Source organism: Serratia sp. D1N4 (genome assembly GCF_054552755.1).
Genome location: NZ_CM137274.1, coordinates 3,969,023 through 3,988,996, shown reverse-complemented (window position 1 = coordinate 3,988,996; position 19,974 = coordinate 3,969,023). Strand labels below are relative to the sequence as shown.

Annotated in this window: 14 protein-coding genes; 10 read left to right on the top strand and 4 right to left on the bottom strand. The window is 53.4% G+C overall.

From position 1 onward, the window contains the following. Positions 1–72: 72 nt before the first annotated feature. The 4 genes from ACX1CU_RS17880 to tesA form a co-directional block, all read right to left on the bottom strand. The gene (locus ACX1CU_RS17880; RefSeq protein WP_459399592.1) at positions 73–2,886 is read right to left on the bottom strand and encodes a hypothetical protein; all 2,814 of its coding nucleotides are present in this window, start codon (positions 2,884–2,886) and stop codon (positions 73–75) included. A 462-nt stretch (positions 2,887–3,348) separates the two neighbouring features. Next, complete coding sequence (locus ACX1CU_RS17875; protein ID WP_459399591.1) at positions 3,349–4,203, bottom strand: co-chaperone YbbN; 855 nt, start codon at positions 4,201–4,203, stop codon at positions 3,349–3,351. A gap of 66 nt (positions 4,204–4,269) precedes the next feature. Beyond that, on the bottom strand, positions 4,270–5,046 hold the full coding sequence (locus ACX1CU_RS17870; RefSeq protein ID WP_459399590.1) for an SDR family oxidoreductase: 777 nt from the start codon (positions 5,044–5,046) through the stop codon (positions 4,270–4,272). A gap of 25 nt (positions 5,047–5,071) precedes the next feature. Then, positions 5,072–5,710, bottom strand: a complete 639-nt coding sequence (tesA, locus tag ACX1CU_RS17865) for a multifunctional acyl-CoA thioesterase I/protease I/lysophospholipase L1 (protein WP_459402852.1) — start codon at positions 5,708–5,710, stop codon at positions 5,072–5,074. On the opposite strand from tesA, the gene ybbA reads away from it, so the two are divergent. The 10 genes from ybbA to ACX1CU_RS17815 all read left to right on the top strand — a co-directional run bounded on the left by ybbA (position 5,681) and on the right by ACX1CU_RS17815 (position 19,971). Next, positions 5,681–6,367, top strand: coding sequence for a putative ABC transporter ATP-binding protein YbbA (gene ybbA, locus ACX1CU_RS17860; RefSeq protein WP_459399589.1), 687 nt, complete (start codon positions 5,681–5,683; stop codon positions 6,365–6,367). The two genes, tesA and ybbA, sit on opposite strands and share 30 nt — an antisense overlap. Continuing rightward, a complete protein-coding gene (gene ybbP / locus ACX1CU_RS17855) occupies positions 6,364–8,796 on the top strand; it encodes a putative ABC transporter permease subunit YbbP (RefSeq protein ID WP_459399588.1) in 2,433 nt (810 codons plus the stop codon). The genes ybbA and ybbP overlap by 4 nt, the downstream gene beginning before the upstream one ends. An 834-nt stretch (positions 8,797–9,630) precedes the next feature. Next, positions 9,631–11,658: a type VI secretion system Vgr family protein gene (locus tag ACX1CU_RS17850; protein ID WP_459399587.1), complete on the top strand. Its 2,028-nt coding sequence runs from the start codon at positions 9,631–9,633 to the stop codon at positions 11,656–11,658. Between the two features lie 170 nt (positions 11,659–11,828). Then, positions 11,829–14,354 (top strand): DUF2169 family type VI secretion system accessory protein, encoded by a 2,526-nt coding sequence (locus ACX1CU_RS17845; protein ID WP_459399586.1) that lies wholly within the window; start codon positions 11,829–11,831, stop codon positions 14,352–14,354. Then, on the top strand, positions 14,354–15,421 hold the full coding sequence (locus tag ACX1CU_RS17840) for a pentapeptide repeat-containing protein (protein ID WP_459399585.1): 1,068 nt from the start codon (positions 14,354–14,356) through the stop codon (positions 15,419–15,421). The genes ACX1CU_RS17845 and ACX1CU_RS17840 overlap by 1 nt, the downstream gene beginning before the upstream one ends. A 13-nt stretch (positions 15,422–15,434) precedes the next feature. Beyond that, a complete protein-coding gene (locus ACX1CU_RS17835) occupies positions 15,435–16,073 on the top strand; it encodes a DUF3540 domain-containing protein (RefSeq protein WP_459399584.1) in 639 nt (212 codons plus the stop codon). A gap of 28 nt (positions 16,074–16,101) precedes the next feature. After that, positions 16,102–16,494: a DUF4150 domain-containing protein gene (locus tag ACX1CU_RS17830; protein WP_459399583.1), complete on the top strand. Its 393-nt coding sequence runs from the start codon at positions 16,102–16,104 to the stop codon at positions 16,492–16,494. A gap of 39 nt (positions 16,495–16,533) precedes the next feature. Continuing rightward, complete coding sequence (gene tssJ / locus ACX1CU_RS17825) at positions 16,534–17,091, top strand: type VI secretion system lipoprotein TssJ (RefSeq protein ID WP_459399582.1); 558 nt, start codon at positions 16,534–16,536, stop codon at positions 17,089–17,091. 261 nt (positions 17,092–17,352) lie between these two features. After that, a complete protein-coding gene (gene tssK / locus ACX1CU_RS17820) occupies positions 17,353–18,690 on the top strand; it encodes a type VI secretion system baseplate subunit TssK (RefSeq protein ID WP_459399581.1) in 1,338 nt (445 codons plus the stop codon). Positions 18,691–18,726: 36 nt separating this feature from the next. Then, positions 18,727–19,971, top strand: a complete 1,245-nt coding sequence (locus ACX1CU_RS17815; protein ID WP_459399580.1) for a DotU family type VI secretion system protein — start codon at positions 18,727–18,729, stop codon at positions 19,969–19,971. Positions 19,972–19,974 lie beyond the last annotated feature (3 nt).

Below are 19,974 nucleotides of genomic sequence, written 5' to 3'. Positions count from 1 at the left end.
GTGGCATGCTTGCTGCAATCCCCGGCGGCCTGTCAGTTCTATGGCCGCCGGGTTGGGCTCAGCGATCTGCGATTATTTGGGGATAAACGCATTTTTATAGAAGTGGATAAATCCATCATTAGGCACGGTGAATTCAACGCCGTTGTGCAGTGACAACGGCGAGTTCACCGAGTCATTAACGATCGCCCCGTAGCGGTAATAGCGGCTGGCATCAATGTACATAAAGTCGAGGCGGGCTTCGTGGTTATCCTTGGCTTGATAGAAATTACCGACGATCGGGCTGATAAAGGACGCCTTTGGCCGCTCTCTGGTGCCTAACAGCCTGAATTGGGTGTAGTCCCCTTGATCGTCAGGAGTCAGGGTGTAGTGATAGCTATTCTCTGGATCCAGGTTATTTTGCAGCGCGTAGAGCAGGTTGACGGTGGTCCCGGTGGTGATGGCCGATAGCATCGCGAAAGGGTTCTGATATTCACCGATGCCGTAATCATTCACGACTTTGGTGACGCGCCCACCGCGCACCTGATAAATGCTTTTGCTGGTGAAAACCAGGAACAGGGTTTCTGACAGGTCATTGATCGCTACCACGTCTTGCAGGAACTCCTGATATTCGGTCAAACGCAGTTCGTTACCGCTGGTTGGCGCATCCTCAAGCCCCTGCGTAAGGAAAGATCTCGGGTAGGCATACTGGTCATTGGCGGCAAAAAATAGGGCGGAGGTGTTTCCGGATGACGAGTGGCTTTCAACGGCAGCGCTACAGACTTGAAGATCGTAATCCGGGTACCAGTTGCTGAGCCGCTGATCGGTTCCCCGGCTGAAGAACTCGGCGATATCGCAGTATTTCACGTCGCGGATGTTGGCAAAGTTATAGATGCGCGACGTTTTGGCCGAAGTGACCAGAGCCCCGGCTTGCGTATAAACGGCGTCGTTTTCTCGATCGACCCGATGTTGGACATTATCCCAATCTGAATTCATGGTTTTGGCATCATAAGCGCAAATCATTGTGCCATTCCAATAGCTCTTGGCCCTGCATAAATAGCTGCCGATATCTTGATAGACCAAGCCCTTGGGCTGAATAACCTGGCTGGTGTAGGCCTGAATAGGGGACAGTGGTATCTCGGGCTTTTTGAATAAGCCATACAGCCATTGTGCAATCATCACCACGAAGCCGACAATCGCAATGACGATGCCCAACGGCCCGGCAATCGCCAAGCCCATCAAGGCCGCAATGGACACTGCCAGCGTCATCGCGGAGAGCAGCATGTTGATCGAGGCAAAGACAATATCGGCAGTATCTCCCTCCATCACCGTCTGATAGAGGTTATATGCTGCCAACGCGGCACCCAGTGCCGCCAGGCCGACGAAGCAGATTTCTATAATGCGCGTGACCGCTGAGGTGGCGATGAAAAGCTTGTTGACCACCAGCCTTTCGGTATTGTTCAGGAACTTCCCTTTGCCGCAAAGATTACTGATGAACTGGCTAAATTTGCCCATATTCACGGCAATGGCGTTAATAAGGGGTTCTCCGTTACCAAAAATAAACATGCTCACCAGGTTTAGCAGCACCTTGAAATATATTACGATCTTCAGCCCCGTTTTTACGATGGCCAAGCCCAATTTCATAAGAGTGATCGGGCTGAAAAGATCGTCACGCTCACTTACCGTCGCCCAGGTAAAGTGCCCAACTCCCAGCAGCAAAGACAGCGTTGGAAGGGGGGAGTCTTCTCCGTCGCTGCTGCCCAACTCTGGGTATTGATTGATAATCCGCTGGTTGGCGTTGTTGTCCTGAAGCGTGTAAGACTCCAGCCCCAATGTGTTTATATTATCCCAGAATTGTTCAGGGTTATTTTTCTCGAAGAAGCTTTGCCAGAATGTTTGCTGTTTGCCATCGTCGGTTGTGAGTAATTGAACCACATCCATAAAGTTCCGGCGATTAGAGAGCACGCTATTTTTTTCGCTTTGCTTACCCCAACTCATGCTCATGGCGAATCCGGTGTAGACCGCACCATATAAAGTGCGTTCAAACTCTGCCAGTTCTTCTTCTTTGATCGAAGAACCCGAGGCAATATTTAGGGCGCGGACTTTATTGATGGTATTATAAACTTCTTGCATAGCTTGCAAAAATGAGGACTGCCCAGACTCCTGAATTTTGAATGACAGCACCAGATTGTTCAATACAGTATTATCAGAGTAATATTCGATAAGTTCGCGCGCCCAGCGCTCACCCTCATTTTTATACGCAGAGAATATACCATTCTGGCAATAGTTTGTTGCAATAGCGTAGAGCCTGTCCATTAGCGCTTTAAATTTCTCTCCTTTCTCGGCCAATCGAGTATTGGAGTTGGCTTTAATCATATCCCATGAGTTATAGGCCAGACGATCACTTACAGGAACATCCTGTTGCTGACTGTATGATTTTTGCAGCATGCCGCTGATGTATTCGGCAAGATGTTCTTCAAAGTAATCGGTGTTGTCTTGAAACACTTTGTCGGCGGAGTCTCGGCCATCATTCATCCCTAGAATTTTGTCGTTGGGTGACATGGCTTGGCCGAAGCTGTCGCTCAATCCGTAATATTCACGCTTAAACTGATGTTTCATCAGTTCTTGGAAGGTGACTTGTGCAAGATACTGCGCCTCATCGGTTGCCTGCTGGAAGCTGATGGCATCCAAGCCCAGATTACTTTGCGATGAACTACTGGCATAAAAATTTATGGCGTCGAGCTCATTGAATGAGGTGCTGCGCTCACCAAACAACAGACTGGCGGCAGAGACGGTGGTAGGGAATACCGAGCTTATTGCCAGGCCTAATACGGATGCTGAAGAGTAAGTAAGAAAGGCTCTACGCCCTTGGGAAAACTCTTTATTGACAAGCAGGCTTAATTTTTTCAATCGTCTTTCTCCGTGAAGTTTATCGGTGCTTTATGGGGGTAAGAATGGATCTAATAATGCTGTTGTAGAGGGCTGGTACATTAATTTAATTAATGTGAGAGGGGTTCTTATACAAAACGCTTGGTGACATGTAAAGCGATAATGCTATTTTTTCATTACTGATTGATTAAGTGGATTATTTGAATGAGTGATTTAAATAAATTAAAATCAAGTTAATTTAAAACTGAACTGGTATTTTTAAAACTTAATATTTAGTTAGTGAGGTAATTATTTTTATCGATTGTATAAGCCATGGCGCTAATTGTCATTAATACCAATGGCAGACATATTTGTCACATTTGAAGTGGCCGTTCGATTTCAATTTATAGCGGGAATATTGATCAACAACGCCTTCACAGTGGTAAAGACGTTGTTGAGTTCACTGCCCGGTGCGGGCAGTAGATTTATTATGGCAGCCCGTGTTTAATACAAAAGTGAATACAATTGGCGGCGATATTTGGCAGCCAGCGCATCACCGGTGCCCAGCGCGGCCAGAATATCCATCAACGTCTTGCGCGCATTACCGTTCGCTGCGGCCAGATCTTTTTGCAGATGGCCCATCAGCAGTTCCAGCGCTTCTTCGTTACGGCCAACCTGATGCAGCTGCAAGGCGAGCTGAACCGCCAGTTCAACGTTCTGTGGCTGCTGCTGTACCTGCTGCTGCAACTGTTGGATTTCCGGCGTATCGGCAGCCTGTTTCAGTAATTCAATCTGCGCCACCAGCCCTTGATAACGGGTATCGCGATCCTGCAATGGAATGGTTGCCAATACCGCTTCGGCATCTTCCGTCTTGTTCAGGGCGATTTGCGTTTCGGCCAGAGTCAGGCCGATATCGCTACGTTGGCTACTGGCTTGCCAGGCCTCTTTCAGCAGCGGCAGGGCATCGATGGCACGATCTTCTTGCAGCAGTTCCATCGCTTCTGCCAGTTTCAGATCTTCGACTTTGGGCAGGAAACGTTGCAGGAATTCACGGATCATCTCTTCCGGCTGCGGGCCTTGGAAGCCATCAACCGGTTGACCCTCTTGGAACATATAAACGGTTGGGATCGAGCGCAGCCCAAACTGCGAGGCGATCATCTGCTCGGCGTCGCAGTCTACCTTGGCCAGAATGAACTGACCGGCGTATTCCGCCGCCAGCTTATCCAGAACCGGGTTGAGTTGCAGGCAATGCTGGCTGCGATCGGACCAGAAGTAAAACAGCACCGGGATCGACATGGACTGTTCTAACGTCTGGTGCAGGTTAGTTTCGTTAATATCAACAACAACTGGAGCTAGCATAGTTTTTCTCTCTGAGCTTGCGGAGCGATTTGATTCTTAATGGGGGCAAACTGACGCACTTCAACCCTAGCCATTGCTGCGCATCATCCAATCCAGCACGCGGCCAGGCAGCAGACGGCGCAGGATACCCATGGCATGGGCCAGCAATGTCACCGGATAACGTAATTTAGCCTTCGGGCTCTCCAGCGCGTGGCACAGTTTCGGCAGCACGGCTTCCGGCGGCAGCGTCAGCAGTTTGGCGATGCGGGGATTATGCACTGGCTGATCGCTCTGCGTCTGATTGACGTTCTGGGTAAAATGCGTGGTGAGCGGGCCGGGCTCGATCAGGCTGACCTGAATCCCCGTACCGTGCAGCTCCATACGCAGCGCATCCGACCAGGCTTCCAGCGCAAACTTGCTGGCGGCATAGGCTCCGCGCCCAGCGCTGGAGACCAACCCCATCACTGAACTGGTTTGAATGATACGCCCTTCGCCGTGCGGCAGCATAGCTGGCAGCAGTAACTGCGTTAACTGATGGGTGCCGAACAGGTTGGTTGAGAACTGCTGTTCCAACTGCTGGCGCGAGATGGCACTCAGCTTGCCATAAACACCGTAACCGCCATTGTTGAACAGGCCATACAGACGCCCGTTGGTCATTTCGATCACCTGCGCTGCGGCACGTTCTACGCTGGCGCTGTCATCCAGATCCAGCTCAATCCCTTCCAGCCCGAGTTGCTGCATGTTTTCCACGTCCTGCGGTTTACGGCAGGCGGCCAGCACGCGGTAGCCACGGTTACGCAGATCCTGCGCGGCAATCAACCCAATTCCGCTGGAACAGCCGGTTATCAATATCGCTTTTTGCATAACTTTACCTAGTAGGCAGCCCTATTTAGTGAGACTCATGTTTTACTAGAGGTTCCAGCCGCTCTGCCATCCAGGTGGCGATAAACGGTTGGGCATCCTTGTTAGGATGTAATCCGTCATCCTGCATCCATTCCGGTTTAATCACCACTTGTTCCATAAAGAACGGCAATAGCGGAATGTTGAACTGCTTGGCCAGCACCGGGTAGATGGCGCCGAAAGCGTCGGTGTAGCGGCGGCCATAGTTTGGCGGAATATGAATTTGCATTAACAGCGGTTGTGCACCCGCCTGCTGTACTTGAGTGATAATTTGGCTGAGATCGCGCTGAATATCCTGGGCCGGGAAACCGCGCAGCCCATCGTTAGCGCCCAGTTCAATCATCACCCAGCGCGGCTGGTGCTGTTTCAACAGTTCAGGCAGGCGCGCCAGCCCTTGGGCTGCGGTGTCACCGCTGATACTGGCGTTGATCACCTGCGGGCCGCTGGGCTGTTTTTGCCAGCGGTTGGCCAGCAGCGTTGGCCAGGCTTGAGCCACCGGCAGGCGATAACCGGCACTTAAACTGTCGCCAAGAATCAATAAGGTATCGGCGGCGGCAGCACGTAAACTGAATAATCCCAACAGCAAAAGGAAGGGAAGATGCCAGCGGAAAACGTTCTTGAAGTTCATCATCTTAGTAAACACGTTGGTCAGGGTGAGCATCAGCTCACCATCCTTACCGGAGTCGAGCTGGTTGTCAAACCCGCGCAGACAATTGCCCTGATTGGCGAGTCCGGTTCGGGTAAATCGACGCTGCTGGGGATCCTCGCCGGGTTGGACGACGGCAGTGAAGGGGATGTGCGCCTGCTGGGCGAGTCGCTGACGGCTCTGGATGAAGAAGGGCGCGCGGCCTTGCGGGCGAAAAACGTCGGATTTGTGTTTCAATCTTTCATGCTGGTGCCGACGCTGAATGCGTTGGAGAACGTGCAATTACCGGCGCTGCTGCGTGGCGAGAGCGATCGCCATAGCCGCGAACAGGCGGTGCAGTTACTGGAGCAGCTCGGCCTGGGCAAACGCCTTAGCCACTTGCCCGCGCAGCTTTCCGGTGGTGAGCAGCAGCGTGTGGCGCTGGCGCGTGCTTTCAGCGGCCGCCCACGGGTGCTGTTTGCCGATGAACCGACCGGTAACCTCGATCGCCAGACCGGTGAACGCATCGCCGATCTGCTGTTCTCCCTCAACCGTGATTTTTCCACCACGCTGATCCTGGTCACTCACGACGAAACCTTGGCGGCGCGCTGCCAGCGTCGGCTGCGCTTGCGTGAAGGCAAGCTGTGGGAGGAAGCATGATCTGGCGTTGGTTCTGGCGTGAATGGCGTTCGCCTTCGCTGCTGATTGTCTGGCTGGCGCTGACGTTGTCAGTGGCCTGTGTGCTGGCGCTCGGCAGTATCAGCGATCGTATGGACAAAGGCTTGAGCCAGCAAAGCCGCGATTTTATTGCCGGTGACCGCGTGTTGCGCACCGCACGCCCGGTGCCGGAAGGCTGGATCCTCGACGCACAGCAGCAGGGGTTGCAGGTCAGCCGTCAGCTCAGCTTTACCACCATGACTTATGCCGGGGAACGCCCACAGTTGGCCAATGTGAAGGCCACCGATGTGGCTTACCCGCTGTATGGCAAATTGGAAACCCGCCCGGCCAATATCAAACCGGAACCCGGTACGGTGCTGGTGGCACCGCGTCTGTTGGCGCTGTTGGATATCAAGGTTGGCGATAATCTGGAGGTGGGTGATACCACCTTGCGTATCGCCGGTGAAATCATCCAAGAGCCGGACTCCGGCTTTAACCCGTTCCAGACTGCGCCCACCATTATCATCAATCTGGCGGACGTAGATAAAACCGGTGCGGTGCAACCGGGCAGCCGCCTGACCTATCGCTATATGTTTGCCGGTTCACCGGAGAATATTCTGCGTTTTGAAGAGCGCTTAAAGCCGCAGCTCAAGCCGGATCAACGCTGGTTTGGCCTGGAGGAGTCCGGCAGTGCGCTGGGGAAATCGCTACAGCGCTCACAGCAGTTTCTGCTGCTTTCGGCCTTGCTGACGCTGCTGTTGTCGATTGCCGCCGTGGCGGTGGCGATGAGCCACTATTGCCGCAGCCGTTACGATCTGATTGCGGTGCTGAAAACCTTGGGTGCCGGGCGCAAAGCGCTGAGCAGGCTGATCGTTGGCCAATGGCTGGCGGTGCTGCTGCTGGCAGGGGCCTGTGGCGGCCTGATCGGGCTGGGTTTTGAATCCTTGCTGATCCGCCTGTTGGCCCCGGTGTTACCAGGGGCGTTGCCCGCCGCCGGCGCTTGGCCATGGGTATGGGCGCTGGGGGCGCTGGTGATGATTTCGTTGCTGGTTGGCCTGCGCCCGTACCGGCAATTGCTGGCCACCCAGCCGCTGCGTGTGCTGCGCCGCGACGTGGTGGCTAACGTCTGGCCGCTGCGCTATTTCCTGCCGATTACGGCGGTGATTGTGGTGCTGTTGCTAACCGTGCTGATGGGGGCGAGTACGATGTTGTGGGCGATCCTCGCCGGGATGGTGGTGCTGGCACTGCTGTTGGGGGGGATTGGCTGGGGCAGCCTGCTGCTGTTGCGGCGCATTACGCTGAAAAACCTGGCGTTACGCTTGGCGGTGAACCGCCTGCTGCATCAACCTTGGGTGACGATCAGCCAGCTAGCGGCATTTTCGCTGTCGTTCATGCTGTTGGCGCTGTTGCTGGTGCTGCGTAACGATCTGCTCGATCGCTGGCAGCAGCAGTTGCCGCCTGATAGCCCGAACTATTTCCTGCTGAACATGACGCAAGCGCAGGTGCCACAGGTTAAAACCTTCCTGCAACAACACCAATTGAGGGAAGAGACTTTCTACCCGATCGTGCGTGTGCGCCTGACCGAGATTAACCAGCAGGTGGCAACCGAAAGGGTGCATGAGGACGATCCGGGTGGAGAAGCGGTCAACCGCGAACTGAACCTGACTTGGCAGACCGATCTGCCGGATCACAATCCGTTAACGGCGGGTGTCTGGCCGCCGAAGAGCGGAGAAGTGTCGATGGATGAGGGTATTGCCGGGCGGCTCAAAATCAAATTGGGCGATACGCTGACCTTCAGCGGCGATACCCAATCGTTCAGCGCCAAAGTCACCAGTCTGCGGCAGGTGGATTGGGAAAGCCTGAAACCGAACTTCTACTTTATCTTCCCGCCGGGTGCCTTGTATGGCCAACCGCAAACCTGGCTGACCAGCTTCCGTTACGACGGTGATGGCAAGATGCTGACCCAGCTCAACCGCCAGTTCCCAACCTTGAGCCTGCTGGATATTGGTTCGATCCTGAAGCAGGTTGGCGGCGTGTTGCAGCAGGTGAGCCGTGCGCTTGAAGTGATGGTGGTGCTGGTGGTGCTCTGCGGCGGTTTGCTGCTGCTGGCGCAGGTGCAGGTCGGTATGCGCCAACGTCGGCAAGAGCTGGTGGTTTACCGCACGCTGGGAGCGGGCAAACGCCTGCTGCGCGGCACGCTGTGGTGCGAGTTTGCGCTGCTCGGGCTGGTGGCGGGTATTGCGGCGGCAGTGGGGGCTGAAGCGGCGCTCTGGCTGTTACAAACTAAGGTGTTCGACTTCCCGTGGTCACCGACGCCGGTGCTGTGGTGGGCGCTGCCGCTATTGAGTGCCTTGCTGCTGTCGCTATGTGGCGGTTGGTTGGGTGTGCGCTTGCTGCGCGGACAAGCTCTGTTTCGCAGTTACGAAGGTTAAGTAAAAATGGTGAACAGGTGAGCCATGCCAGGCGGTTAACAACCTGGTGGGCTCGCAGTTTTCGGGCCTCAATCGCCTCTCCCGCAGGGAGAGGCGTGACCAGTATTGAAACATAATGTTAAATCATGCTTAAGAATTGGGGTCGTATGCCACTTTATAGTGCAGATAAAGCGACTTAATTAAAAGTAAAATCAGATATTAAATATCAATGATCACTGCGTAAACAATCATTAAATCTGGGTTTTTTCTCAAATAAGTCTTCACTATATCTTTATAGGCCAATTTAATACCTATTAAGAAGTATTTTTCATGCTTATTTAGCGACAAACGAATTTATCTATCGCTACATCCTTTTCCTAGGAAAAGTCGGTAGGACGGTAAACTGACGGGATACCTCAGAGCATAATTTGTTATGGCCTATCAGACAGCCATTATCCGTATAAAATGTAAGGATTATTAGGGAGGCAGGGGCCGATCGCCTGATTGAACGGCGTAACCCTGCCCCCTAAATAATAGAGAACCTCTTGCGCTAAAAATCCCTTCTCAGCGTCTTTATTTCCACTAGCGAAAAAAATAGCTACACAAGAGATTATTCAATTAAAAAGCGGCTTAAAGGACTCAGAGAAACCTTGATTTACATAGATTATTGCATTCAAATTGCTTGTTACATTTATTTGACTACGTTTTAAAGACTGGATAAAAATAGCCCTATTACGTTCGAGTTATTACAGTGGTTATGGAAATATTTACCTTAGTATGCGGAGTTTGAATGTGTATCTGCGCCGTAGGGTGTAGGTATGACAATATTTACATTCCTTAGTGCGGGCACAAACAATGATTACACCAAACCCAAACCGTTATTTCGTCGCGCAACAAGTCACAGATATCTCTGAACCACTTCTCTTTCGCACGTTAACAGGCGAAGAACGGTTATCTGAAATTTATGAATTCGATGTTGAACTGCTCTGTCCAAATAATACCGTTGATTTAAAGTCACTACTCGGTAAATCCTTTACCATTACAATTAATGATCTACCTGGTAACCCACGGTATTTAAACGGTAATATCACCGGCATGTCGCTGGCTGGTCGTGAAGAGAGTGGCGAAAAATACTATCTTTATCACGCAACGCTGCGCCCTACGCTCTGGTATCTGACACAAAATCAGGATTGCCGGATTTTCCAGGGTAAAACTGTGCCAGAGATCCTCATCGGTATATTAAGCGAATACAAAGTCAAAGTTGAAAATCGCCTGAGCTATGATTACCGCTCTTGGGATTATTCGGTGCAGTACCAGGAAAGTGATTATGATTTTATCTGCCGTCTGATGGAGCATGAGGGGATCTATTTCTATTTCACCCATCAGGCTGACGGGCACACCATGATCCTGGCCGATGCGCCTCAGGGGCATAACGTTCTAGCGGGCTATGACAATATCGTTTATCGCCTGACAGAAGGGGGATTAACGCAAAACGACGCTACGATTTATGAGTGGAACGTTTCCGACATTATCACCCCCAGCTTGTACAGCATGGATGATTACGATTTCCGCAAACCGCGGGCAAATCTGTTAGAAAATCGCCGTAATCCGTTGTCCTACGCGAAAGAGAAAGCCGAGATTTTCGACTGGCCGGGGTGTTATACCGATCAGAGCCACGCGCAGTTTTACACCCGCGTTCGGCAGCAGGAGTTTGAAGCCAATCATGAGAATATGAGCGGCCGTGCCTCTTCGCTTGGCCTGGCCCCCGGATATCGGTTTATGCTGGATAACGCCCCACGCCTGGAAGATTCCCGCGAATATCTGACCATCGCAGCGCGCTATTTCTTCCAAGAAAACAGCTACGTCAGCAATGACGAAGATGATGCCGAACACTATATCGATTTTGAGGTTCTGCCAGCCAGCACCCAGTGGCGGCCAAAGCGGAAGACCGCCTGGCCGAAAACTCATGGCCCGCAAACCGCAGAAGTGGTTGGCCCAGCGGGGGAGAGTATCTGGACCGACAGCTATGGCCGGGTAAAACTCAAGTTTCGTTGGGATCGCTACAGTCAGGGCGATGAAACCAGCTCATGTTGGGTAAGGGTTTCCAGTAACTGGGCCGGGTGGCAATACGGCGGCGTGCAGATCCCAAGGATTGGCGAAGAGGTGGTGGTTGATTTTATCAACGGCGATCCTGACAGGCCGATGATCACCGGGCGTGTCTATAACGAAGACAACATGCCGCCGTGGGATTTACCGGCCAACGCCACGAAAATGGGGATTATGAGCCGCACCACCGAGGGCAGCATCTCGAATGCCAACAGTCTCTATATGGATGACGCGCCGGGCGTGGAGAGCTTTAGCCTGCACGCCGAGCGGGATATGAGTATTTCGGTGGAAAACAACCTGGATCTACTGGTTGAAGGGGATACCACCAGCACTATTCAGGGGTTCAGCGACGCGCTGATTGAGGGCGATGCCACCTCGATGATCCAGGGGGCTTCCGCCATGTCTGTGATGGGCGACGCGGTAGAGACCTTCTCCAGCAGTCTGACGACCACGGTGTCACAAACGCTGACCACTATTGCGCCAATAATGATGATTCAGCCGACCACCAATCGAGTCTCCATCACGCCTGACGATTTGGAAGCGACCAAATTAAAAGTCTTCGCTGCCGGGTTGAGAGTGCAGGCCGTGGGGGCCGATATTCGGGTGCGCGGGATGCATATTGATTCCACGCAGTTTGAAGCACAGGTTATTCCCACTTATCTGGGCGTCACTAAAGCTAAAATATTGGCCGATGATACCGTGCTGAAAATATTCAAGGCCCAAATTAATATTGGCAAGTTGGAGTTAAACGCCAAAGATCTGGTGCTTTATCTCTAATTAGAACGGCATCAAGGGAGTATTCTTCGCAGTAATAGGCTGCTCACAATACTCCATAATATCCTGGGGTATTGAGTAGCCAATGGGTAATTAAGAAAGATAATGCTTTTCTATTGAGTGTGATATTTCGCATGCTTTTTACTGATTGCCATCTGGAAGGCGAACTATAAATGAGAATTATCAAACCGCTGCGTCTTGGGATTATGAATCGTCCTTGTTTTTATAAAGCGCATAAGCCTTATTTGGGCGTTGCCGTCTTGGCATTGGTGGATATGGGGGCACAACCGATGTTGCGCCCAGAGCCAGAATTATGGCAACTGGCGCAAAGCGAATTATCCAGTACGGGAGGCGTGGTGGATACCGCTTACCCCAAATATTACGCCGAGTTTCTGGCAACCGGCCATGCCTATCCGCACGCCTGTTTGGCCGAGAATGTTTGCCGCGCCAGTATTACGCTGGGTGAAAAGCAAAAATCATTAATTGTTTCTGGCGATCGGCAATGGCAAGGCGAAACGCCAACCTCACCGCGTCCCTTTGCCTCTTTGCCCATTGACTGGCCTCACGCTTACGGCGGCCCGCACATCGCGGCCAACCCGCGAGGCATCGGGGCGGAGGCCAACGGCGCTCCCCAACGGTTGCCGAATATCGAATTGCCCGGCGAACGCATGACTTCACCCACGCAACAGATCACCCCGGCAGGGTTCGATGCTATTGATATCACCTGGCCTGCCAGGCAGGCGTTTATTGGCCGCCGCTACGATGAGGCCTGGGTAAAGCGCGGGGCGATTGGCCTGGCCGATGATGCGGACTTCCGGCTGTTCAACATCGCTCCTCAAGATCAGCAGTGGCAGGATCTGGCGGAGCTACCGCACGGCACGCAGTATCGGATCGAGAATATGCACCCTGAACATGCCCTACTGGAAGGGCAACTTCCCCCCTGGAAAGCGCGCTGCTTTGTCCACCATACGGAAAAAGGGGAGGAGGTTTTCTCTGAACTTGAACTACGTCATACCACGGTCTGGTTCCTGCCGCATCTGGAGAAAATGATCCTGGTGTATCACGGCGAACTGCCGCTTGAGGCGGTGGAAGACGATGGTTACAACGTTCATATGCTGATGCCCGCGCTGGAACATGCAGATCGGCCACGTTCGTTAGACCATTATCGGGATGTGTGGATCAAGCGTAGCGATCGGGAAAAAGGCAGCGCCTTCGCGTTCCAGGATCGCGACCTGCTGCCGGAAGAGAGTCTCGGGCCATGGATTGATAACACGCCAGAGCCGGAAACCGAGCATCCGCTGCAGCAAAACCTTGATGCACGTAAGCAAGCCATCTACCAGGATGCCGATAAGCGCCTGGAAGCGGTGGATACTACGTTGTACGCAGAGGCCAAAGAGACGCCGGACATCAAACGGCCCATGCTGTCCCAATTGCCTGAATTTATGGCAGAAATGGAAGGGATGGCCGCTAAAGCGAAAAGCGACGCCATGCAGCAGATGGAACAACGTATGCCGGATCGGGATGGCTATGATTCGCGGCGTCCAACCGGGCCAGAATCCGTTAATAAAATGCTGACGGCGTTGAAACAGCAGCAGGGCCGCCTGCATCCCGGCCAGGAAGAGGGATTGCATCAGCTTTATCGTCTTGGCGTGTCAAACCAGAATGCTGCTCCGCGGCTGACCGGTGAACGAGCCGCACAGCTGAGAGCCTGGGTGATCGGTAAAATGGCGCAGGATCGTAACTTCACCGGTTGCGATCTGACCGGGGCCGATCTTTCCCATCTCGACTTGAGCGGTGCCAACCTGACCCGCGCCATGATGGAGAACGTGGATCTGAGCCATAGCGTGCTGGATCACGCCACGATGACGCAGACCATTCTGGCCCGCAGCGTCCTGAGCCACACTTCGCTGCGTCATACCCTGTTCCATGAAGTGACGTTGGCGCTGGCTATTTGCAGTGACTGTGATTTTACCGACACCAACCTGAGCAATATCGAAACCGAGGGCGCGCAGTTTGAGCGCTGCAACTTCGGCCAGGCAACGATAGCCAATCAGATGTTCACCCAGACCTCGCTGACCGACTGTGACTTTAGCGCGGCTTCTCTGGACAACGTTATTTTCAACGGGATCACGCTGGAGAATCCCCGTTTTTCCGCCGTGCGGATTAACAAAGGCACCTTTGTCGACAGCCAGTTGCAGCATGCGGTGTTTGAAAATGCGCGGCTTAAGCGCTGCTCAATGACCCATTGCCAGGCCGATGGCATCGATTTCACCCGCGCCCGGCTGGAGAATTGCGCCTTTGTCGCGGGCACCGTGCTGGAAAGCGCCAGTTTCGCCCATGCGGTGCTGATGCAATGCAACCTGCGTCAAATGCCGCTTAGCGGGGCCGATCTGAGTTTCGCCCGGCTTGAGAGCTGCGATCTGTCCGAAGCCACGCTCCGGCAGGTGAGCCTGCACCGGGCGCAGGTCAGCGATTCGCTGTTTATCCGTACCAATCTGGAGGGGGCGGATCTCAGACAAGCCAGCCTGATCGGCAGCCGGTTACAGAAATCCCGGCTTATTGGCTGCGATCTTACCGCTGCCAATCTGTTCCGGGCGGATATCTCACAGGCGGAAATCGATGACACCACCCTGATGCGCGATGCCTGGGTAAAACAGATGAAAGTCTACCCGTTGCGCAGTAGTCAAGGAGCCGAATAATGGATGCGGTTCAGCTACAGCAAAAAGTCAAACAGGGTGAAGTGATTGAAGAATTGACGCTGTGTGGTATCAGCCTGGTTTCTGGCGACCTGGCAGGTGGCATTTTCAGGCAGGTGGATTTCAGCAACGTCGACTTTACCGATTGTAATCTTGAAAAGTGCCTGTTTATCGAATGCATCCTAACGGCGGCGATCTTTACTCGGGCGCGGTTGCAGTATGCGTGTTTCAGCGAATCCTACCTGCGTCACGCCAACTTTAGCGGCACTGCGCTGCCAGGCCTGATCTTCAGCGAGTGCAATTTGCAACACGCGGATTTCAGTCAGGCCCAGGCTGCGAAAATGCAGTTTATCGGTTGTCGCCTGGATCACTGTCTGTTCCGGCAGGCGCAGTTCGACAAGAGTGCGATCTCCGAATCGACGATGGAAAAAAGCGATTTCAGCGGGGCCAAAATACAAAAAACCACGTTTTATCAAACGGATTTGCGTCAGTACATCCCCACCGGTGCGCATTTTGAACAGGTTAACTTTTTTGAGTGCCAGCAGCAGGGGCTCGACTATAGCGGCCAGTCATTAATTCAGTGCATGTTTACCCGCAATCAGATGGAGAAGGTTAATTTCGCCTCGGCATTGCTCAAGCTTTGTCTGTTTCATGGCGCATCGATGCAGAAGGCTAACCTGAGGGGCGTCCAGGCAGATGGTGCCCAGTTTGTGGATGCGGATTTGTCTTACGCTGATTGCCACGCCAGCCAGATGAATCAGTCGATGTGGATTAACGCCTGCCTGTCCTCAACCAACTTCGCGGGTTGTCAGCTGGTGCAGGCGCAGTTCAGCAAAAGCCGGGCTCAGGGGGCGTTGTTTACCGACAGCCAACTGGTCTATGCCAATTTTTCGTATGCCGATGTCAGCTATGCCGATTTTGGCGGAGCGCATTTTAACCAAACGCAATTTCACCGGGCCGTACAGCAGGAAACACGCTGGGGAGATAAAACCGGCGTGTTAGTGAATGACCCCGAACTGTTCGCCGCCGAAGGCTGGAGTGAGCAGTTCGACCATGCGGATCACGGATAAAGAGGAGAGTTCAATGAGCACCGTAACTACATCACACGCTCTGCCGGTCTATTTGCCGCAGCAATTCAGCGGCCAGGTAGCGGATATTTTATCCGATGGCAGCATGATCGTCGAAAGTGAAGGCCGTGGCTGGCACTGCCGCCGGGCTGCCAGTTGCATGTTAACGCCGGAGGCCGGTGATACCGCGTTGCTCGCCCGTTCAAGCGATGAAAAACTCTGGCTGCTGGCGGTGCTGGAGCGGGCTAAACCGCAGCAGGCGGCGCAAATCATTGTTGATGGCGATCTGAATATTTCTACGCGCGGCGGTTCGCTCACCCTCAACAGTGAACGTCAACTCGCGCTGGAGAGTCACCGGCTACAGGTGAAATCCGCCCAAGGTGATTGCCGCATCGGCAACCTGGAATATTGCGGTGACGAACTCAATGCCCGCGTCACCCTCAGCCGCTGGGTTGGGGAACGCTGCGAGTCAGTCTGGCATACCCTGACGCAGCTCAGCGAAGTGATCTTCCGCCAGGTGAGAAAGACCGAGCATGTGCGTGTCGGGCAACTGGATTATCAGGCTGAAGATTACGCGCGGCTTCATGCGCGCAGCACGATGATTACTTCGGAAACCATCACCAAAATAGATTCGGAACAGATTCACGTAGGCTAATGTTGGCTCATCAAGAAGGAACTTGACCATGTGTTTTGCAAACTGTCAGTTGGGTGGAATAGATTTTGCCTTCCCAGACAACTGTTGGACACCGCCCGTGCCCAGTCTGATTGCTTATCCCAATATTGGGTTTGGCTGTATGGCGATCCCTAGCGTATTACATATTCTGTTCGCTGCGTTGCCGGCACATAATATGTGCACAGTTATACCGATCACCTTTGGTGATGAAGCGGGTTCTTTGGGAGGCGTGATTTCAGGGACAATAATGGGGCCATCCCGGCATATTACCGGCGTCCTGACATTTCTTATTGCCGGTTTTCCAGCAACTCGAGTTTCCAGCCTGACACTGCAAAATTTAACCAATGCCATTGGCATACGTATCTTATTCAGCCAAGCGACGATTATTTTAATGTGTCCATAAGTCTGAACATTTACGGCGAAATTAAGGGCGGGAGAAATAATGAGACAGGCAATGTATTTTTGGGGGCAACGCAGTGGCAGAGTGCTGGGGGTTATCGTCACCGGCCTGTTGCTCTGCGGTTGCTTGAGCATGAGCACCAAAAAAGCCGAACCCGTGGTGGCGTCTTATCGCATCACCTTCTCCGCGACCCGAGAAGCCAATATCAACCAACAGCAGAATCCGGCGCCGTTAAAAATCAGCGTGTTTTACCTGCGCTCGGATACCGGATTTATGAGCGCGGACTTTTTCGCCTTACACAATAAGGCGGCCGCCGTGTTAGGTGAGAACTTACTGGGCACCGAGCAGTTCTTTTTGTTGCCTGGCGGCGAAACCGTCAAAATTTCCGGAGAGAAAAAGAGTGAACGTTATTACGTTGGCGTCACCGGGGAGTTTCAGGATTTAAATAATAAAACCTGGCGCATCATTATTCCGATCCCCGATCCGGAGAAAGTGCCGTTTTATAAATTCTGGCGCGGTCAGCCTCCGCCACAGGAAATCAAGGTTGTTGCCAACGGGCAAGGGCTGCGCGTGACGGAAAACAGCAATAAAGAAAAATAAGCCCAAAACGGTAACCAACGTATTTCAAGCTGAAATACGGCGTGTATCAAGTAATGCCGATCAGTTAAGCAGAAAGAGTATAACCCTGCGCACAATATTTAAAGTTGCGCCCCCTCCCCTGTGGGAGAGGGCCGGGGTGAGGGCTTGTAGTACGGTGATCTTCCCCTCACCCTAACCCTCTCCCCAAGGAGAGGGGATTGGTTAGTCTTAATTGACCGGCATAAGTGTACCAAGCGCTTTTTATTTCCAAGGACCTCGGTAATGAAACGAGTACATAAAGTCGTCTGGACGGAAGGTATGTTTCTGCGTCCGCACCATTTTCAGCAATCTGAAAACTACCTTGAACACTATATCCGTTCATGGGGAATGGCACAGCAAGAGCATTACTGGGGTTTTATCTCGCTGGATATTGATGAGAGCGCCCTGCGCCTGGGGAATATCGCGCTTAACTCCGCCAGCGGGATTATGCCCGATGGCAGCTTCTTCTCTTTTTACGGTGCCGAGGAAGCGCCGCTGCCGATCAAAATAGCGGACGGCAAAAGCATTATTAACGTGATGCTGGCCCTGCCGGTGCATCGCGCCAGCAGCCGTGAGGTGGCGTTTAGCGACTCGCCCGATTCACTGGCCCGTTATGTGGCTTATGAAAGCGAAGTGGAAGACATGAACACCATTTCGGTTGGCAGCGCAGAATTACAGTTCGGCCAGTTGCGCCTGCATCTGATCCCGGAGAGTGAACTGACGGCCGATTGGTGCGCTATTGGCGTGCTGCGGGTGTTGGAAAAAAGCGCGGATAACAGCCTGAAAATCGATGCGAGCTACATTCCGCCAATGCTGGCCTGCCAGGAAAACCCGTTGCTAAGCACCTTTATCAGCGACGTGCTCGGCCTGTTGCAGCAGCGCAGCCAGCAGTTGGGGCTGCGTCTTGGGCAAAGCGGGCGGGGCGGCGTGTCGGAAACCTCGGATTTCATGATGTTGCAGTTGATCAACCGCTACGTGGGCATTACGCATCATGCCCGCCACTGCAATCAGTACCACCCGGAGCGGTTATTCACCGAATGGCTGGCGCTGGCCTGCGAATTGATGACCTTCTCCCCGGCGCGTATTGCGGGCGAGGCATTGCCGGTGTATGACCACGACGCGCTGGCGTTCAGCTTCAACGCGCTGATGAACTGGCTGCGGCAAGGTTTGTCCATCGTCTTCGAAGAGAACGCCATTCAGCTACCGCTGATCGAGCGTTCACACGGCCTGAATATTGCCACCATCCCGTATGCCAACATGACCAACGAGTTTGGCTTTGTGATTGCCGTCAATGCCGACGTGCCGATGGACGCCATTCGTACCCGCTTCCCGGCCCAGTTGAAAGTCGCGCCGGTCAACAACATCCGCGATCTGGTGCAGTTGCAACTGCCGGGGATTGGCTTGCGCAGTATGCCTGCCGCCCCGCGCCAACTGCCTTATCACGCGGGATATACCTATTTCGAGCTGGAAAACAGCGGCGAACTCTGGAAACAGATGAGTAAATCCAGCGCTTTTGCGCTGCATCTCGCCGGGGATTTCCCTGGCCTGAATATGGAATTTTGGGCGATTCGTAATCCGTAATCCGTCGGTATAAGGTTCAGGAAACAGGAATGTTCCATGCAAAATACTCACGCTAAAGCGGCTGGCGATGATCTTGCAGCGCCTCTGGCGAATATGCAGGCTTCAAACAATCTGTTGGTGACGCTGGCAAACCCGCTGCTTAATCGGATCCCGTTCATCCGCAATATGGCCAGCCGTCCCGATCCAGTGAAGTTACGCCAGACGCTGATTGATGATATCCGCCGTTTCGAAGTCCAGGGGCAGCAGGCCGGGTTGCCGTACGACGTGCTGATCGGTGCCCGTTATTGTCTGTGCACCGCGCTGGACGAAGCCGCGATGTTTACCCCTTGGGGGAAAAGCACCGTGTGGTCTACCAGCGGGCTGTTGGTCACCTTCCATAACGAAACCTGGGGCGGGGAGAAATTCTTCCAACTGCTGGCCCGGCTGTCTAAACAGCCGCAGAAAAACATCCTGCTACTGGAGCTGATCAACTACTGCCTGCTGCTGGGCTTTGAGGGCCGTTATCACATTATCGAGAACGGCTACTCGCAGCTGGAAACGCTGAGGCAGCGTCTGGCACAAATTATTCACTCGGTACGCGGCGAATATCCCGTGCCGTTATCCCTGCATCCTACCGATTTGCCGGTGGGCAAAAAAAACTGGCGGCCAATGCTGCCGGTGTGGGCCTGTGCGGCATTTCTGGGGCTGATGTCTTGCCTGTGGTTTATCTCGCTGGACTGGCGGCTCGGCGAAGCCACCACGCCGGTGGTGGCCTCTATTTATCAGCTCGAACTGCCACCGGTACTTTCGGCGGAGATACCGGCCCCGCCGACGCCGGCCATTGCCAGCCTGAAAGGCTTCCTGCAACAGGAGATCGATGAAGGTTTGCTGAGCGTACATGATGAAGACCAGAAAAGTATCGTGGTGTTGCGCGGCGATGGCTTGTTCGACTCGGCCTCAACCTCGGTACGCGCGGCCTACCGGCCGATCCTCAACCGGGTGGCAGAAGCTCTTAACAAGATCGACGGGAAAGTCATGGTCACGGGATATACCGACAGCGATGTCATTCGTAAAGCACGCTTTGCCTCCAATTACGATCTTTCGCTGGCGCGTGCGGATTCCGTCAGCGCTCTGCTGAAAAAGTCCCTGGTACAGCCAGACCGGCTGATGATCGAAGGGAAAGGCGAGCAGGATCCGGTGGTGCCAAACGACAGCAAAGCCAATAAGGCACTCAACCGCCGGGTTGAGATCACGCTGCAACTGGCACCGGGCGCAGCCCAAAATCCGACGATGTCGCTCTAGATG

Coding starts and splice junctions, on each gene's coding strand:
- ACX1CU_RS17875 (WP_459399591.1), bottom strand. CDS start 4,203: ATGCTAGCTCCAGTTGTTGTTGATATTAACGAAACTAACCTGCACCAG.
- ACX1CU_RS17815 (WP_459399580.1), top strand. CDS start 18,727: ATGCAAAATACTCACGCTAAAGCGGCTGGCGATGATCTTGCAGCGCCT.
- ACX1CU_RS17830 (WP_459399583.1), top strand. CDS start 16,102: ATGTGTTTTGCAAACTGTCAGTTGGGTGGAATAGATTTTGCCTTCCCA.
- ybbA (WP_459399589.1), top strand. CDS start 5,681: ATGCCAGCGGAAAACGTTCTTGAAGTTCATCATCTTAGTAAACACGTT.
- ACX1CU_RS17840 (WP_459399585.1), top strand. CDS start 14,354: ATGGATGCGGTTCAGCTACAGCAAAAAGTCAAACAGGGTGAAGTGATT.
- ACX1CU_RS17835 (WP_459399584.1), top strand. CDS start 15,435: ATGAGCACCGTAACTACATCACACGCTCTGCCGGTCTATTTGCCGCAG.
- ybbP (WP_459399588.1), top strand. CDS start 6,364: ATGATCTGGCGTTGGTTCTGGCGTGAATGGCGTTCGCCTTCGCTGCTG.
- tesA (WP_459402852.1), bottom strand. CDS start 5,710: ATGAACTTCAAGAACGTTTTCCGCTGGCATCTTCCCTTCCTTTTGCTG.
- tssK (WP_459399581.1), top strand. CDS start 17,353: ATGAAACGAGTACATAAAGTCGTCTGGACGGAAGGTATGTTTCTGCGT.
- ACX1CU_RS17870 (WP_459399590.1), bottom strand. CDS start 5,046: ATGCAAAAAGCGATATTGATAACCGGCTGTTCCAGCGGAATTGGGTTG.
- ACX1CU_RS17845 (WP_459399586.1), top strand. CDS start 11,829: ATGAGAATTATCAAACCGCTGCGTCTTGGGATTATGAATCGTCCTTGT.
- tssJ (WP_459399582.1), top strand. CDS start 16,534: ATGAGACAGGCAATGTATTTTTGGGGGCAACGCAGTGGCAGAGTGCTG.
- ACX1CU_RS17850 (WP_459399587.1), top strand. CDS start 9,631: ATGATTACACCAAACCCAAACCGTTATTTCGTCGCGCAACAAGTCACA.